Origin of the sequence: Streptococcus parasanguinis (assembly GCF_016648925.1) — a bacterium.
Taxonomy (GTDB): Bacteria; Bacillota; Bacilli; order Lactobacillales; family Streptococcaceae; genus Streptococcus.
In genome coordinates, this window is record NZ_JACLQX010000003.1 from 60,088 (window position 1) to 75,782 (window position 15,695).

At 35.6% G+C, this 15,695-nt stretch carries 14 protein-coding genes; 8 read left to right on the top strand and 6 right to left on the bottom strand.

The features are described from left to right. The first annotated feature begins 98 nt into the window (after positions 1-98). From H7T97_RS01745 to H7T97_RS01760, 4 genes are all read left to right on the top strand, one after another. Positions 99-1,142, top strand: coding sequence for a dihydrolipoamide acetyltransferase (locus H7T97_RS01745; protein ID WP_049483563.1), 1,044 nt, complete (start codon positions 99-101; stop codon positions 1,140-1,142). Positions 1,143-1,183: 41 nt separating this feature from the next. Continuing rightward, entirely contained in the window at positions 1,184-2,890 is a 1,707-nt protein-coding gene (gene lpdA, locus H7T97_RS01750; protein ID WP_201089158.1) for a dihydrolipoyl dehydrogenase, read from the top strand. A gap of 68 nt (positions 2,891-2,958) precedes the next feature. Then, positions 2,959-3,948, top strand: a complete 990-nt coding sequence (locus H7T97_RS01755; protein WP_049483565.1) for a lipoate--protein ligase — start codon at positions 2,959-2,961, stop codon at positions 3,946-3,948. Between the two features lie 109 nt (positions 3,949-4,057). Then, the gene (locus H7T97_RS01760; RefSeq protein WP_201089160.1) at positions 4,058-4,699 is read left to right on the top strand and encodes a hypothetical protein; all 642 of its coding nucleotides are present in this window, start codon (positions 4,058-4,060) and stop codon (positions 4,697-4,699) included. Between the two features lie 84 nt (positions 4,700-4,783). Here H7T97_RS01760 and xerS read toward each other — a convergent pair whose 3' ends face one another. The 6 genes from xerS to H7T97_RS01790 all read right to left on the bottom strand — a co-directional run bounded on the left by xerS (position 4,784) and on the right by H7T97_RS01790 (position 13,481). After that, positions 4,784-5,854: a tyrosine recombinase XerS gene (gene xerS, locus H7T97_RS01765; RefSeq protein WP_195529629.1), complete on the bottom strand. Its 1,071-nt coding sequence runs from the start codon at positions 5,852-5,854 to the stop codon at positions 4,784-4,786. Between the two features lie 275 nt (positions 5,855-6,129). Then, entirely contained in the window at positions 6,130-7,977 is a 1,848-nt protein-coding gene (locus H7T97_RS01770) for a zinc-ribbon domain-containing protein (protein WP_006152013.1), read from the bottom strand. 8 nt (positions 7,978-7,985) lie between these two features. Next, the gene (locus H7T97_RS01775) at positions 7,986-8,699 is read right to left on the bottom strand and encodes a hypothetical protein (protein ID WP_006151858.1); all 714 of its coding nucleotides are present in this window, start codon (positions 8,697-8,699) and stop codon (positions 7,986-7,988) included. Next, entirely contained in the window at positions 8,692-10,362 is a 1,671-nt protein-coding gene (locus tag H7T97_RS01780; protein ID WP_006151537.1) for a hypothetical protein, read from the bottom strand. Before H7T97_RS01780 ends, H7T97_RS01775 begins: the two co-directional genes overlap by 8 nt. Further along, positions 10,359-12,209: a hypothetical protein gene (locus tag H7T97_RS01785; RefSeq protein WP_201089162.1), complete on the bottom strand. Its 1,851-nt coding sequence runs from the start codon at positions 12,207-12,209 to the stop codon at positions 10,359-10,361. The genes H7T97_RS01780 and H7T97_RS01785 overlap by 4 nt, the downstream gene beginning before the upstream one ends. Before the next feature lie 3 nt (positions 12,210-12,212). Next, positions 12,213-13,481 (bottom strand): site-specific integrase, encoded by a 1,269-nt coding sequence (locus H7T97_RS01790; RefSeq protein WP_006151645.1) that lies wholly within the window; start codon positions 13,479-13,481, stop codon positions 12,213-12,215. A 900-nt stretch (positions 13,482-14,381) separates the two neighbouring features. On the opposite strand from H7T97_RS01790, the gene H7T97_RS01795 reads away from it, so the two are divergent. The 4 genes from H7T97_RS01795 to H7T97_RS01810 are packed head-to-tail and all read left to right on the top strand — an operon-like array spanning position 14,382 to position 15,626. Further along, on the top strand, positions 14,382-14,627 hold the full coding sequence (locus H7T97_RS01795) for a hypothetical protein (protein WP_001813542.1): 246 nt from the start codon (positions 14,382-14,384) through the stop codon (positions 14,625-14,627). After that, a complete protein-coding gene (locus H7T97_RS01800; RefSeq protein WP_000806926.1) occupies positions 14,624-14,959 on the top strand; it encodes a DinB/UmuC family translesion DNA polymerase in 336 nt (111 codons plus the stop codon). Before H7T97_RS01795 ends, H7T97_RS01800 begins: the two co-directional genes overlap by 4 nt. A gap of 12 nt (positions 14,960-14,971) precedes the next feature. Continuing rightward, the gene (locus H7T97_RS01805) at positions 14,972-15,340 is read left to right on the top strand and encodes a hypothetical protein (protein WP_000567222.1); all 369 of its coding nucleotides are present in this window, start codon (positions 14,972-14,974) and stop codon (positions 15,338-15,340) included. Next, on the top strand, positions 15,327-15,626 hold the full coding sequence (locus H7T97_RS01810) for a DUF5960 family protein (protein WP_001072467.1): 300 nt from the start codon (positions 15,327-15,329) through the stop codon (positions 15,624-15,626). The genes H7T97_RS01805 and H7T97_RS01810 overlap by 14 nt, the downstream gene beginning before the upstream one ends. The last annotated feature ends 69 nt before the right edge of the window (positions 15,627-15,695 follow it).

Consider the following 15,695-nt stretch of genomic DNA (forward strand, 5'->3'; position numbering starts at 1 on the left):
GATAAACTTACCTAGAAACTAAAGTTTCTTCGTTAAGTTTCCTATTTTCACTTTGACTTTTGACGCCCTTAGTATCTTATAATAGAATAGGAGAGGTCATGGCTGATGATAAGCTAAGAGCGACTCCTGCGGCTAGAAAATTAGCGGATGATCTTGGGATCAACCTCTATGATGTTTCTGGTTCAGGCGCAAACGGTCGTGTCCACAAAGAAGACGTGGAAACATATAAAGACACAAATGTGGTTCGCATTTCACCACTTGCAAAACGAATTGCTTTAGAACACAATATTGCTTGGCAAGAAATCCAAGGAACTGGTCATCGTGGTAAGATCATGAAGAAGGACGTCCTTGCTTTCCTTCCTGAAAATATTGAAAATGAGACCATTAAGTCACCGGCTGAAATCGAGAAGGTGGAGGAAGCTCCAGATAATGTGACACCTTATGGTGAGATCGAGCGGATTCCGATGACACCAATGCGGAAGGTGATCGCTCAACGGATGGTGGAATCTTACTTGACAGCACCAACCTTTACTTTGAACTATGACGTTGATATGTCTCAAATGTTGGCCCTTCGTAAGAAGGTATTGGATCCAATCATGGAAGCCACTGGCAAGAAAGTCACTGTAACAGATTTGCTTTCTCTAGCAGTGGTTAAGACCTTGATGAAACACCCATACATCAATGCGTCATTGACAGAAGATGGCAAAACCATCATTACTCATAACTATGTCAACTTAGCGATGGCAGTTGGGATGGACAATGGACTGATGACACCGGTTGTCTATAACGCAGAAAAGATGACCTTGTCAGAGTTGGTCGTAGCCTTCAAGGATGTTATCGGACGTACCTTGGATGGTAAGCTTGCTCCAAGTGAATTGCAAAACTCAACCTTTACCATCAGTAACTTGGGAATGTTTGGCGTTCAATCATTTGGACCAATCATCAACCAACCAAACTCTGCCATCCTTGGCGTTAGTGCAACGGTTGAAAAAACAGTTGTTGTGAATGGTGAAATTGTTATTCGTCCAATCATGAGCTTGGGCTTGACCATTGACCACCGCGTTGTCGATGGAATGGCTGGTGCCAAATTCATGAAAGACTTGAAAGCCTTGATTGAAGACCCGATTTCAATGTTGGTCTAATCAACGAGAGAGAATAGAAACAAGAAAAAGAGGGAAATAAAATGGCCTTAGAAGTAATTATGCCAAAAGCCGGCGTAGATATGACCGAAGGACAAATCGTTCAGTGGAATAAAAAAGTCGGCGAATTTGTAAAAGAAGGAGAAGTTCTCCTTGAAATCATGACAGACAAAGTCAGCATGGAGTTGGAAGCGGAAGAAGATGGCTACTTGATCGCTATCCTGAAAGGGGACGGAGAAACTGTTCCTGTAACAGAAGTGATTGGTTATCTTGGTGAAGAAGGGGAAAATATCCCTACAGCTGGAGCAGCAGCACCAGAAGCGAGTCCAGCACCAGCTGCAGTAAGTGATTCAAACGATGACAATAAGAGTGATGACGCTTATGATATCGTAGTAATCGGTGGGGGCCCTGCTGGTTACGTATCTGCTATTAAGGCAGCACAATTAGGCGGTAAAGTTGCTCTTGTTGAGAAATCTGAACTTGGTGGAACATGCTTGAACCGCGGATGTATCCCAACTAAGACTTACCTCCACAACGCTGAAATCATTGAAAATATTGGTCATGCAGCAAACCGTGGTATTATCATTGAAAATCCAAGTTTCTCAGTAGATATGGATAAGGTTCTTGAAACCAAGAACAAGGTCGTAAATATCTTGGTTGGTGGCGTTGCAGGACTTCTTCGTAGCTACGGAGTGGATGTTCACAAGGGTATCGGTACCATTACGAAAGATAACAATGTCTTGGTCAACGGTTCTGAATTGCTTGAAACCAAGAAAATCATCCTTGCCGGTGGTTCAAAAGTTAGCAAGATTAACGTTCCAGGTATGGAATCATCCCTTGTCATGACGAGTGACGACATCCTTGAAATGAACGAAGTACCAGAAAGCCTTGTCATCATCGGTGGTGGGGTTGTCGGTATTGAACTTGGTCAAGCCTTCATGACTTTTGGTTCAAAAGTAACAGTCATCGAAATGATGGACCGCATCGTTCCAGCTATGGATGCGGAAGTATCTAAGAACCTCCGCTTGATCCTTGAACGCAAGGGTATGACCATCTTGACCGATACTAAATTGCAAGAAATCATTGAAGAAGATTGCAAACTCCGTATCAAGGTTGAAGGAAAAGATGATATCATCGCCAACAAAGCCCTTCTTTCAATCGGGCGTGTTCCAGATCTTGAAGGAATCGGTGAAGTCGAGTTTGAATTGGATCGTGGACGGATCAAGGTTAATGAATACATGGAAACGTCTGTTCCAGGTATCTATGCGCCAGGTGATATCAACGGTACTAAGATGTTGGCTCATGCTGCCTTCCGTATGGGTGAAGTTGCCGCTGAAAATGCCCTTAAGGGAAATCATGCTGTTGCCAAATTGAATTTGACACCTGCAGCTATCTACACCCTTCCAGAAGTTGCGGCTGTTGGTTTGACCGAAGAACAAGCTCGTGAGAAATATGATGTTCAAATCGGTAAGTTTAACTTTGCGGCTAATGGTCGTGCCATTGCATCAGATGCGGCTCAAGGATTCGTTAAAGTCATTGCAGACAAGAAATACGGTGAAGTTCTTGGGGTTCACATCATTGGTCCAGCAGCTGCTGAATTGATCAACGAAGCTTCTACTATCATTGAGATGGAAATCACTGTAGAAGAAATGCTCAAGACCATTCATGGGCACCCAACCTTCTCAGAAGTGATGTACGAAGCCTTTGCGGATGTACTTGGCTTGGCAGTTCACTCACCTAAGAAGAAATAATATTTGAAATGATAGAATGGCTGGACAGCAAATGCTGGACCAGTCTCTATCGTATATAAAGGAATCTTATGAAATACATTATTAATTATTCAAATGATACTGCTTTTAATATTGCTTTAGAAGAGTATGCTTTTAAGCACCTCTTGGATGAGGATCAAATCTTCCTTCTCTGGATTAACAAACCATCCATTATCGTCGGTCGTCACCAAAACACCATTGAAGAAATCAACCGTGACTATGTTCGGGAGCATGGGATTGAAGTGGTTCGTCGGATCAGTGGTGGTGGCGCTGTTTACCACGATTTGAACAACCTCAACTACACCATCATTTCAAAAGAAGACGAAAATAAGGCCTTTGACTTCAAGAGCTTCTCAACTCCTGTGATCAACACCTTGGCTCAACTTGGGGTTAAGGCTGAATTCACGGGTCGTAACGACTTAGAGATTGATGGCAAGAAATTCTGTGGAAATGCCCAAGCTTACATCAATGGTCGGATTATGCACCATGGTTGCCTTCTCTTTGACGTGGATTTGTCTGTCCTTGCTAATGCTCTCAAGGTGTCTAAAGACAAGTTTGAGTCTAAAGGGGTTAAATCGGTTCGTGCTCGTGTGACCAATATCATCGATGAATTGCCAGAAAAAATCACGGTTGAAGAGTTCCGTGACTTGCTTTTGGACTACATGAAGAAAGAATATCCTGAGATGACAGAATATGTCTTCTCGGATGAAGAATTGGCAGAGATCAACCATATCAAGGAAACCAAGTTCGGTACCTGGGACTGGAACTATGGAAAGTCTCCTGAATACAATGTCCGTCGTGGCACTAAATTCCCAAGCGGTAAGGTGGAAATCTTCGCTAATGTCATTGAATCAAAAATTCAAGATATCAAGATTTACGGTGACTTCTTTGGTATCGAAGATGTTGCAGCAGTAGAAGATGTTCTTCGTGGCGTTAAATACGAACGTGAAGACGTCCTCAAAGCCCTTCAAACCATTAACCTAGGTCGTTACTTTGCAGGTATCACTGCAGAAGAAATTGCTGAAGCAGTGGTGGAATAAAGTAAAAGATATCCATGTTAAATGGATATCTTTTATCTTAAACTTGATATTTAAATACCATGAGTGTAGAATATAGAGGAAATCTGAACAAAAAAGGGGATCATATTCGATGATGAAAGTTCCAGTTGAAAATCTTGGTCTATTTGAACAGTTAGATCGTACTGTAGTAGCATTTTTTAAGAATCAAGAAATTACAAATCCATATGATTTAAATGTCAGTATTACACAAGAACACCTTGACCAGAAAAAGCAGGAGCTAGAACCTTTAGGCTATCAAGCTGTCCAACTACCATTAGGAATGGCTTTAGATAACGTCATCCAGCAACCTCATTATGAAAACTTAATCATTGGTGGTCTTGCTCCTGAGGAAATAATCGTTAGCAAAGAAGAATTAATACCTTTGAAAGATATCGTGGATAGCTTTTGTATCATGTACGCTGCAGCGAATAACAGATTGGAAAATAGTAAAGCTTATGAATTAATGAAAGATAAGACGGTTTATTTTATTGGTAAACTATTTACAGATTTTCCAAAAGCCGGTGATGAAATTGCTTATTTAGGAATTGATCGAATGGCGAGCGATGGTACACCATATGAAGCAGTTAAATGCTTTCTAACGGAAGAGAGTGCAGAGAAGTACAATGGTGAAAAAAGACCGGTCACCCCTGCAAACCTGGCTTATCTAAAATCATTCTGGGGAAAACCAGTCATTATTGAGCCACACCGTAATTATTGGATCGAATTTTTATAGAAAGAATAAAAGAGCGTAAGATTCCATATAAAAATCTACGCTCTTTTATTAACGCTAAATATTACATAATTTATGTTATGTATTTTATAAACTATCCAAGGCATTTTTCTGTTCGTCATTAACGATATGCGTATACAAGTCGGTAACTTGTGTGCTAGCATGTCCTAGCTGGTGGCTGACCAAAATTTGGGATTTGGTTGCATCATAGAGACGGGTTGCAAGAGTATGGCGCAGTTTATGGGGAGTTACGCGGACTTTAAAGTCTTCTGAATACTTGGCGACCATTTTTTCAACACTAGAAGCATCGATACGATTTGGAACACCTCTATACATAGTTAGAAAGAGAGCTGTATCAGTCTTTTCTGTCTTATAACGTTTGTCTCGAATAGCAAGATATTGCTCTAAATAGGGTTTAGCAAAGGCAGCCACATTGACTGAGTCTCTTTTTCCACCTTTTCGAGTAACATCAATCACCATCATTTTAAGGTTAAGATCTCGAAGATCTAGGTTAACTGCCTCAGAAAGACGGACACCAGAGGCAAGAAGGAGTGCGATAATGGCTAAATCTCGTTCTTTATTCTTATTAAAGGAGGATAAGGCACGATTGGAGAGTGTTTGAGGGTACTCCTGGTCGATATAGTTCAGGAAACCTTCTGTCTCATCACCTAAAAAGAGCTTTTGTTTGATATTTTCAGCTCGGGCCGCCAAAGTTTCTTTCTTTTTCTTGGTAGCAACCTTCTTCATGACATTACGGTAGAAATAAGGTTCCCCTTGCTCGTTTTCAACTTCCTCAGTCAAATACTTATACAGACTAGAAAGTGCAGAAAGGGTACGGTTAATGGTTGTTTGAGAAACCCCGTTTTTCGTCGTATTGGCATTGAGCAGAGGACGTTCACGCAAGTAAAGGATAAAGGATTCAATGTCTTTTTTGGTCATGTGCTCCAGAACCTCTAAAGGGATATTAGCCATGGTGTCAGCATCTGATATACCAGATTCTAAGACCCAGGTGAAAAATCGATCGTATTCCTTTAAGTATTCGTATAAGGTCGTAAAACTATATGGAACGGCCAGTTTTGATTGGTAATATTCTAAGACGTACCAAGGCATGACTTGTTTGAGTTTATCGATACGTTCTAATAAGATCTCGCGTTTCATGTTTTTCTCCAAATCTTTCTATACTAGTAGTATAGCATAGCCAGATATATTTTTCAAGAAAATTATAGTTTTTCGGAAAGATGTCATAGGGTTTATCTAATTTAACTGGAAAAAATTTTTCTCGAAATAATGTACTTTATTCCCGTGAAAACTAAATCTTTCGCATACTAAAATTCTGTACACTATCTACTTGAAAACTAAAAATACAATCTTTTAAAATAATGTACTTTATAAAAATCTATGATAAAAAACAAGTTCAAATTTGAACCTGTTTTTTAAATTTTCCTATAAGGAACAAAATGTTCTCTTTTTCGTCTACGCCCTTTACAAAATATGCATGGCTCGATAGATCGTTTTACATTTGCAATCTTATCTACAATAGCCATTCTATAACGATGCTCTGGATTATTCTTACAAATCCACCAAAATCTTAATTGCGTATTATTTGGGATTCTTTCTGGATCCCCTAGAATAAGATTGTTAAGATAGTCCCACTCGTTCATCAAATCTTCAAATGAGATATTATCTTGTCTTTCTTTTAATTCTGCACAAAATGGACACATTTCTTTAAGATCTTTTGTCTCGGAATTTAAATACTTATTTAATATAATGCTGAAGCGCTCATGAAATTCGAAGTTACATTCTTTGCAGCGCCATAAATAAAACCTTTTTTCAGTTAATAATGGAACAAAACTATCTATTGAGACTTTATTATTTGGTGCCCACAATTTTGCTAGTTCAGGGTACAAATAATCAAATGTATTATACCCATTCAGAGGCTTATCGTTGTTACAGAAAGGACAACACTGAGAAACTTCTCTTCGAATTGGGATAGAACATAAATATGTCCCATGACACTTTGAACAATCCCACCAATATTTTTTCGTTTCTATTGTTGTCTGAGATAAATGAATAGGAATTTTATTTTTATCGCTCCATTCTTTGATGAGTTTTGGTTCTTTAAGGAAAATATTATTTTTAAATACCTCAGTCCTCCAGTCACATTGATTGGGACATGTTTGAAAGTTTTGATTTTCTAAATCGGTTCGACTGATCATTTCGGCTGGGCTACATTGAAAGTTGATTTTACAACAAGGACAAACCCAACTAACTACATTATTTGACTTAAACCAATATTCGGAAAAATCCCTTTCATTACTGAGGTCCCAAAATTCCCTCAAATAGGGATGTGTTTCATTTAGTGTATTAAAATCCTGAAGTTTTTCTCTATTTGAACAAAATGGACAAGACCTATCTGTTTTTTCAAATAGTGAGCATGAATACTCTCCGTGACAATTCGTACATTCCCATAACACATGAACATTAGATAATACATCAACTTGATTAGGTGTATTATTGTTCCTTTTAGACCACTCCTTGAGCATGGAAGAATTTAAAAAAGATAGAGGAGAAACATCAAAATCTTTATCCAATAACTCTTCAAATGAAGAATGACACTCCAAACAGTAATGACCACTTCTTTTAATTCGGTTCAATAATCTATCAATAGATAATTCAAATTTGCAATGACACTTATCACATTCCCAATGGATAGGTACTGTTATATTGTAACTCAGCTTCAGTTCGTTAAATTTAAATTTGTTTAAATGTTCGCTATAGATTTTAGCTAAATTTGGATAAATTGATTTGTAATCGCAATGATAGGAAGTTTCATTGCAGCCAAAATGAAATAAATCCCCACTTGTTAGTTGAAATAACCTCTTATTTGTCGCAGAATCTTTCCAACTTAATTGACACGTCGGACATTTAAAATTGAATTTTCTTTTACTATTGAACGGCAAGGTAAGAAGTTTCTCATCTAATTCTTCATCTCGCTCAATGCTGTAGTTTATATAATTTCTGAAATCGGGATAAACCTGAAGGACGCTCTCATTTTCATCAATGGAACGTTCACCTAATCCACAATGGGGGCAACACCTAAGATATTCATAACTGTCAAGCTGCACATCAATGATTTTCGCTTCCCAATGGTGTTGACAATAAGGGCAAGACCAATAGGCATATTTTAAACTATTTGACGATAATTTTTTGGGGTCAAGAACATTTCGTTTTTGATCCCAGTACATGTAAATAGCTGGATTATCTTTAACTTTCTTGTTCATTTCTTTCCTCATTTATAATTAGTTTTGCTGTCTAGTAAGTTTTTAATAGAAACCACTTTAGTTGATTTTTGAGGATTTTCTTGTTCAATAAGACCACCAGAATGAAAATCTATTTCTGAATCAGCGGTGATGATATTGTCTGCTAGGAAATCCTCACTGATAACCTTTTGAGAATATTTTAACAATCCTTCTTCTTTTAAAAGCTCATTCGCAATTTCTGGATAGACACTTGTTTTGATTATTTGTAATAGTTTTTGATTCTCATCACTTAACTCATTTTCTCTTTGTAGCTTCTGTTTTAAATCTTCATTAGTTGACTGTAGTTCAGAATTTAAACTACGTAACTTATCTGCTTCTTGTTTATAGCTGGCCGCAATGTTTGCTATTTTCTTGTAGTATTGGCTAATTTCCACCAATGCTCTTTTCATAGCACCTGGAGCACGATTTTTTGCCATAAAATTGTCAGGATCTATGGTCTTATAAGTAATTACAGCTTCATAATTTTCATCTTGGTATTTAATTTCACTTTCTTTTAAAAAATCCCTGAATCTTTTATTACGTCTAATGGTTGTATCCGCAACATTTTGATAGCCATTATTCCTAACATAGTCACCAAACCGAGGGATTTTTACCAAGCTTAAATCACAGGAACACTGGGAAATTAAATACTGTTCAAACAAATGAATCAATTCATCATCAGAAATTGATTTCTTTCTAGCCATTAGACTTATTCTCCTCTAAAGATAGTTGTTTAGCATTTAAGTAATCTTGATAGGTATTGCTAACTGTTTTTAATTTCAACAAAGCTTCTCCAATATCTTCAATATGACCTTTCCCTTGCCTAACTTTTCTAATCGCTTCATCTACAACCATAGCTTTTTCATCAACTGACTTTTTAAATGTTTTATCCATTGAAAAATAATCTTTACCTGCTTTACGGTAAAAAGGGCAGCTCGTACAAGCACCTAGTTCTGCATGCTCACTAATAACTTTCAGACAATCTGAATAATCACCTTTCGCAAAGCGGGGTGAGTAACACCGTCCTTTATTTTCTAAAGTGATGTATTGTCCTTGTGCTGTATAAAATGGCTGTCTCTTACTTATGGTGTAATTCGTATTCTTACTCGTTAGTTTACGATACATTTGATAACTACGACATTCAATAAATTGGCTTAAATTTGAAAAATAGTGAGATGAAGTTGTCACATCTTCATGACCAGCTAAAAGCATAGCTGTAACAGGACTAGCCCCTTCTGCAATTAAATTGATCATTGCAATGTGTCTCGTATCCCCAATATGAATCAAATTAATCTCGTTTTCATCTAATCTAGCTGGAAAACTAAAATAATTAACTTGATAACCGTATTTTTGAGAAATAATCTCATTAAAAAAATACCTCAAAATAGTATTGAGATTAGTGTAAGTTAAAAATCGGTTATTAACACCTGTTCGACGACCCCAACGGTTATAATGAGGATCAGTCACAAATAATGTATCTAATTTAGTAGAATTATTATTTTCCGTAAGTTTGAGGTAAGTCTTTATTTCAGAAGCTAATGAATTAGTAATTTCATAAGTATTCAAAGTATAATCTTCAGAAATTTTATGTGCAACAAGTCGATCCCTTCCTTTGATTATATTTCTCCTTAATGTAAGAAAATATTTTCCATCTTTCTCGGTTAAACAGTTTCTTTGTATTAAAAGAAATTCTCTTGGCCTTAAAGGTAAAATTGCTGTAATCTGCCACCAGAGATACAATGGATAATAAAATAGACGTTCTTTCTTAGATAATGTTTGAGACCAATAATCATTTAAAATGTCATTAAAAGTAAAATAGGATTGAAATTGCGCTAATTGTCTTTGCTGTTTTGACCTCTGCTTTTTTTGAAGGTTGATAGTTAATTTATTATCTAATTGCTCCAATAGTTGATTTAGTTGACTATCATCTGAACAGGGAAGATTTGAGAAAAAGTCAATACATAAACCAGGAAATTTTACAGAAATATTTTCTAAATCTAAAAACGTATCTTTGGTTGTATTTTTAATAATTTGTTTAATATCCATTAGAAATAGCTGTAAAGTTTTTAAAACATGTTGTTTCATTGAGAAAACAATAAAACTTTTTAAGTAATTGATAAATTCCTTATAAGACAACTGAAAAAATGATTGATAAAATCTCCTATATTGAAATTCAGAAATGTTAAAAAACAGGCTAATATTGGCATATTCATTTGTAGTTTCCCATTTCTTATGATCAAAATCGTAACTTAGAATAATTCCTTTATCAAAATAGTCATCGAAAACTTCTTTTGCTCGCAGAACACAATCACGGTCAAAAGTTTCAAAATAATTTTCAATTTTAAAAAGTTTAGCTTGATTGTTCAATTTATTAACTCCTTTATTATTTCTTCGTAATCATGTAACACGTCATCTCCATATTGCTCGCATAAAGCTTGCAACATTTCAGTTAAACAAGGTTTTATTTGTTCTTCTAAAATACTCCGAATTTTACCTTTTTCTAAATCAGTTCGAACTCTAGAGTATTGTTTGTTCAAACGATTGAATTCTCCTACTAATAACAATAAAGTAGATTTCGTTTGTAATTCATAATGACAACCGATGCAATGTTGCCTATCGTCATATGGACAAATCTTTCCAAGCGCAGATAAAAGACACATGCTTTCACCTTGTTTTGAGAAGGCTTCACCGTTTCCTATACGATGACAAATAGTAAGAAGTTGATTAGGCTCTGCTTCTTCTTCTACCAAAATCTTTAATGCCTTTTGCGATTTCACTTCTGCCTGAATGCTTAAAGCCAATGTTTTTTCAATCTCATTTGGTGTCAAATCTAACTGTTTAATCATCTGAGTCTGTTGACTAGGACTTAATTCTTTATACTTTCCTCTAGTTACAATCGTCAGGATCATTGATGAAATCATAGATAAAACACCTCGTTCAAATAGTTCTCTCGCAACCATTTCTGGTTTAAGCTGGCTTAGTTGGGCATCTTTTAGGTACGTTGTTGTAGTTTGTGCAAATTCATCGAATGAACCTTTATGGCTACGGGCTAATGCGGCTAAAAAATAGCCTTTAATATTTAACTCAGATTTTTCTTGCAAAACATCATCTGCTAACATGGCAACAGTTTGAAGATAGGATTTATTTGCAGATCTAGAACTAAAATTCCTTTCAAGAAATAAGTCTCCAATTTCTTTCCCCATATATCGATTAATTCGTTTATATTCTTTTATTTGTCGAATTAAAGGTTCATCATTATTATCTTTATTCAACTGATAATGAGCTTCACAGATAGCCAACAACGTTCCAATCAATACCTGACAACTCTCAGGGACCTGAAATTTAATCTGACTAATATTTTTAGTTCGCTTTGTTTTGTTTGGAGTAATATTTAAATAAGTTAAACGAGTTGTAATACTTAAAAGAGTTCTTCTTGCCTCACTGCTACTCCAATTACCACTTCTAACTGATTTTAGAACTTCTTTCGGTGTTCTAGGAAGTTGTGGATGTCCAAGTTGTTCTAAATCTGTTCCACGTAGCGCACATATAAAATGAAGTGCTAGAAATAGCCAGGTATCTGCGTAGTCTTTTGAGATTGCTGCTTTATAAAGCATATCTTCTTTTCTAATGTAATTGTCATTAAAAAGAAAATACAGTAATTCTAAATATTCGTCTAACTCATAAGCGTTAGTCTCCTGTTCTAATGTGTATCGAGGTGTAAATTCATATCTTTTGTGATAGTTACATCTCATTTTATTCATTAACCACTTTAAAAAATCAATAAAAACTTCGCCTTTTTGCTTTTCAAGTGCATATACTGCTTCTTCAACCAACAATTCAATCTCATTATCATTACAGAGAAATAAATCTCTTTTAAGATAAAAAGCAAGAAAATCTTGAACATAAAACATGTTTTCCTTAGATAAGTTGCTATCTTCTGAGTATTGCTGAAAATATTTGTAAGTTAATGGGAATTTTTGTTTAAATATAGGCTGAATTCCTGCTAAACCAGTTGGTCCAAGAAGATAATTGGTTATTTTTTCTATTAATAATTGAGCATCTTTATCTGAGATAGAATAGTTATCCAAATCAATCTCAATATTAAACCAATTGTTATCAACTAAAAACTTACTAATTTTGCCTTTATACTGTATATCGTTTTTTCCGAGTTCACTTAACAGATTTTCGATCAAAGATTTAATTGAATAAGTCATACATTACCTTTCTAACTTATCACCAAAAAGTTCATTTGCTCGCCAATTCATATAGTCAAAAACACCATTATTAACTTGACCATATTGTTTTGCGATTTCTCCTTTGTTTTGTAGATAAACCCAAGCACTCTCAGGCGATTTATCACCTCTTGCTGACATAAGCTCACTTATTTCAGAAACCCCAGATAATACTAACTGTGTCGTGTACCAGTGTCTGAAAATATGTGGGGAAATATTATGCTCCTGCAAAAGCTGCCCAAAAAAGACAACCTCTGCATCATCAGATTTTAAGAAGATTGGGATCATTTCGTCGCGAATAATCTTACGAAATCGTTGATAGTATACATCGTATGATAATGCTTTTCCTCGTCTGTTAAGATTTAAAGGTCCATAATCCTTCTCATACTTCTTACCTTCCAGATAAGTCATATAGTCATTATAAGTGTCTAAAAAGACCTCCAGAAAGATATAAGGTACTGCTTGAAGTCTTTCCTTTTTAATCCGTCCAGTTGGCTTTAAATCGCTTCGGAGAGGTATTTCTTTTCGTAGATCGATCTCAATCTTAAATACTTGCCCATCACTTTGGTGAAACAAAATACCTGGCCCTAGAGGACTATCTTCACGTCTTACATTGCATGCTTCTGATGGTCTTAAGCCAACAAAGGCTCCCAAGGCCACAACCATGAGTAGATCTTTATGATAGTGTGCTATGTGAGAAAATAACATCTCAAAAGCACTATTTGGCATATCACGAAAAATAGCTTTCTCAGTGTTGCTATCATTTACGTATATTTCAAAATTTGGTTCTTTACGCTTTATAACCCGTCCTCTACTATTCGTAAAAGTTGTCGTAGAATACAATTCTTCTGCTTTTAACTTAGCCTTTCCCTCTCGCTCACTTAAATAAAGAGTTAAGAAGTCAAGAACTGCATTTACGCATTTTTCAACGGTGCTTTTCTTTCTTTTTTCTCTATCTCCTGGTAACTGAGATAATCCATAAAGCGTAAAAAATTCTCTAACCATTTCAAGTGTAAGTTGATCTATACTTTTAAGTCCAGAAGTACCAAATATAAAATTTAGAAACTTAACAACGTAAGAAAAGCGTTTATTCCCATCATCTGAAATAGACTTGATTCTTGAAGTAGATTTAACATAACGATGAAAATCAGTAAATTGTAAGTTGCCGTCATCGTGCTTCAGAACGATAAATTGCTTTGTCACGATGTTGTTATCACCTAAAACTAGTGAATGTTTATATACAACAAATCTCATGTTATCTCCTTGTTTAATATGACTGAAGGTTCTGACTGGGTTTTAGGATGTCAATACACAAAAAAACGATCAAATCAGTACCATTTTCCTTTGTGCTCTAAACTGCATAAAGGGAATATCGATGAGTACTTTCATTGATCGTTATTATTATTTGAATTAATTCAATAACAAAAGTAACTTCATCTAAGTAATAAGAGCAATTAATTAGCTCAGCAACAACGATAACCACAGCAACTCCTTCTAAACAATGAAAGGAATATCCGCCGTGGCTATCTATTTACTTTTTTTCTTTTACTTTTGTAAGTTACTTTTGTTATTTTTACTTTTTCTGTATTATATCATATTTTGATTAAATTGTCATCTGAGATAGTGATTTTAAAAAAACTGGAAATTTTTTTAATTGTATATTTTGACAATAAAAAACATTTTTATATCAATTTAATGATTTTAGAGCGTTTTTAGCTTATTTGATTTTAAAGTTGTCGTCTATTCCTCAGGATTACTTGAAGAACAGGAAAAATTCGACAACAAAGTAGTCGATCTATTCAGTTATAAAACCTATGAAGGTCTTTCTGCTGGAACTGTCCACTCCTACTTTGGAGATGTAGATTATACTCTTACTTATTCAACTGAGAATATCCCTCATGATTTCTCCTCATGTGCTGAGAGCTTTCTTCTATACTAATAGACGAAAGGGTGTGAAAATGATTTTTAAATGATACTGTGGAACGGAACAGTAGCCCTAGTATTGACTACTGTCGTTTCTATTCATATTGGCTATTCTAGGACTGAGATGAAAAAATCTATAAATGCTCAGAATAAAATTGAACCCGCAAATCTCCCCAAAACAATGGTGAGTCATGTACTTGTATTATTCCGAAAAAATACACCTCTGGTGCAGTGAGACAAATTGGTGTATCTTATAGTGGCTTCGTAGATGAAAGCTATACTCTACTATCACTCTTTGATGATGTAGAACAAATTGAAAAAGATAATAGACTTCAGACAGCTATTGATGTTGTCAGAGAACAGTTTGGTTTTTTAGCCATACAAAAAGGAACCGTCCTAACTGAAGGTTCCAGAAATATTGAACGCAGTAAACTTATCGGTGGTCATTCCGCGGGTGGATTGGAGGGATTAAAATGAAACAAGAAAAAAATACAGTACAATTTTCAGAAATCCGTAGCAAAGGATGTAATGATATTGAAATGCTTGAAAGATTTTTACATGGAATCGTTGAAACAGCAACTTCAAAACTTCGTCAGAGAAAACTCAAAACAACTGAAATATCGATACGACTAGTACATGCTAAATCTGAAAACCGATTACCATTGGAATTTACATTTAGCATTAAGCCAACAAGCTCATCTGTGATAATCTATACTGAGGTAATCAATCGCTTTAAAGAATGTTACACAGGTGGGGGAATTCAAGGTTTTACGATTCAATTTGATAAAAATACCCTTGCCTCTGCATAGAAAGGATTTGATATGATTGACCGTTCATATTTACCATTTCAATCAGCAAGAGAGTACCAGGATACAAAGATGCAAAAATGGATGGGCTTTTTCCTATCTGAACATGCATCAGCACTCTCTGATGATACAAACAAAGTAACGTACATGTCTGACTTATCACTAGAGAAGAAATTATTACTCCTCAGTCAAGTATACGCCGGGCAGCTACGCACACGCATTCAAGTGATTGAAAAAAACAAGCGTGTTTCCTACACTGGAACAATACCAAGTCTGACCAAAGATTTCATTTTGATAAAAACTACAACAGGTCACATCAATTTGAAATTAAAAGACATTATTAGTATTGAACTTGTCGAGGAGGTGCTCTATGAATCAGCTTGAGTTTCAGCGTAATCACCTACAAATGGACTATTATAGCGAGAGCTACCAAGATTTTGAACGTGACTTCTACCGCTACTCTAACATGAATATTCCATTGACCTTCCTAACTGATGATATCCTAAAAACAATGGCGACTTCACGTAAGAATTACTTTGTCCTCAATAAGGAAAAGTCCAGAGATAACCGCGATCACTTCTTCATATTTGAAGTAAGTACCGTAGATGAGAATCCGCTAATCTATCATTATACATATAAGAAAACTACAATATATTTAGCAGAAAAATAGGAGCAGTTCAATTGACTGTTCCTATTTTTAATATTCATAAAATCTAAAGTCTTTATACTCTTTAACAAT

Coding starts and splice junctions, on each gene's coding strand:
- H7T97_RS01790 (WP_006151645.1), bottom strand. CDS start 13,481: ATGAGATTTGTTGTATATAAACATTCACTAGTTTTAGGTGATAACAAC.
- H7T97_RS01805 (WP_000567222.1), top strand. CDS start 14,972: ATGATTGACCGTTCATATTTACCATTTCAATCAGCAAGAGAGTACCAG.
- H7T97_RS01810 (WP_001072467.1), top strand. CDS start 15,327: ATGAATCAGCTTGAGTTTCAGCGTAATCACCTACAAATGGACTATTAT.
- H7T97_RS01760 (WP_201089160.1), top strand. CDS start 4,058: ATGATGAAAGTTCCAGTTGAAAATCTTGGTCTATTTGAACAGTTAGAT.
- H7T97_RS01800 (WP_000806926.1), top strand. CDS start 14,624: ATGAAACAAGAAAAAAATACAGTACAATTTTCAGAAATCCGTAGCAAA.
- H7T97_RS01770 (WP_006152013.1), bottom strand. CDS start 7,977: ATGAACAAGAAAGTTAAAGATAATCCAGCTATTTACATGTACTGGGAT.
- xerS (WP_195529629.1), bottom strand. CDS start 5,854: ATGAAACGCGAGATCTTATTAGAACGTATCGATAAACTCAAACAAGTC.
- H7T97_RS01785 (WP_201089162.1), bottom strand. CDS start 12,209: ATGACTTATTCAATTAAATCTTTGATCGAAAATCTGTTAAGTGAACTC.
- H7T97_RS01755 (WP_049483565.1), top strand. CDS start 2,959: ATGAAATACATTATTAATTATTCAAATGATACTGCTTTTAATATTGCT.
- H7T97_RS01775 (WP_006151858.1), bottom strand. CDS start 8,699: ATGGCTAGAAAGAAATCAATTTCTGATGATGAATTGATTCATTTGTTT.
- lpdA (WP_201089158.1), top strand. CDS start 1,184: ATGGCCTTAGAAGTAATTATGCCAAAAGCCGGCGTAGATATGACCGAA.
- H7T97_RS01745 (WP_049483563.1), top strand. CDS start 99: ATGGCTGATGATAAGCTAAGAGCGACTCCTGCGGCTAGAAAATTAGCG.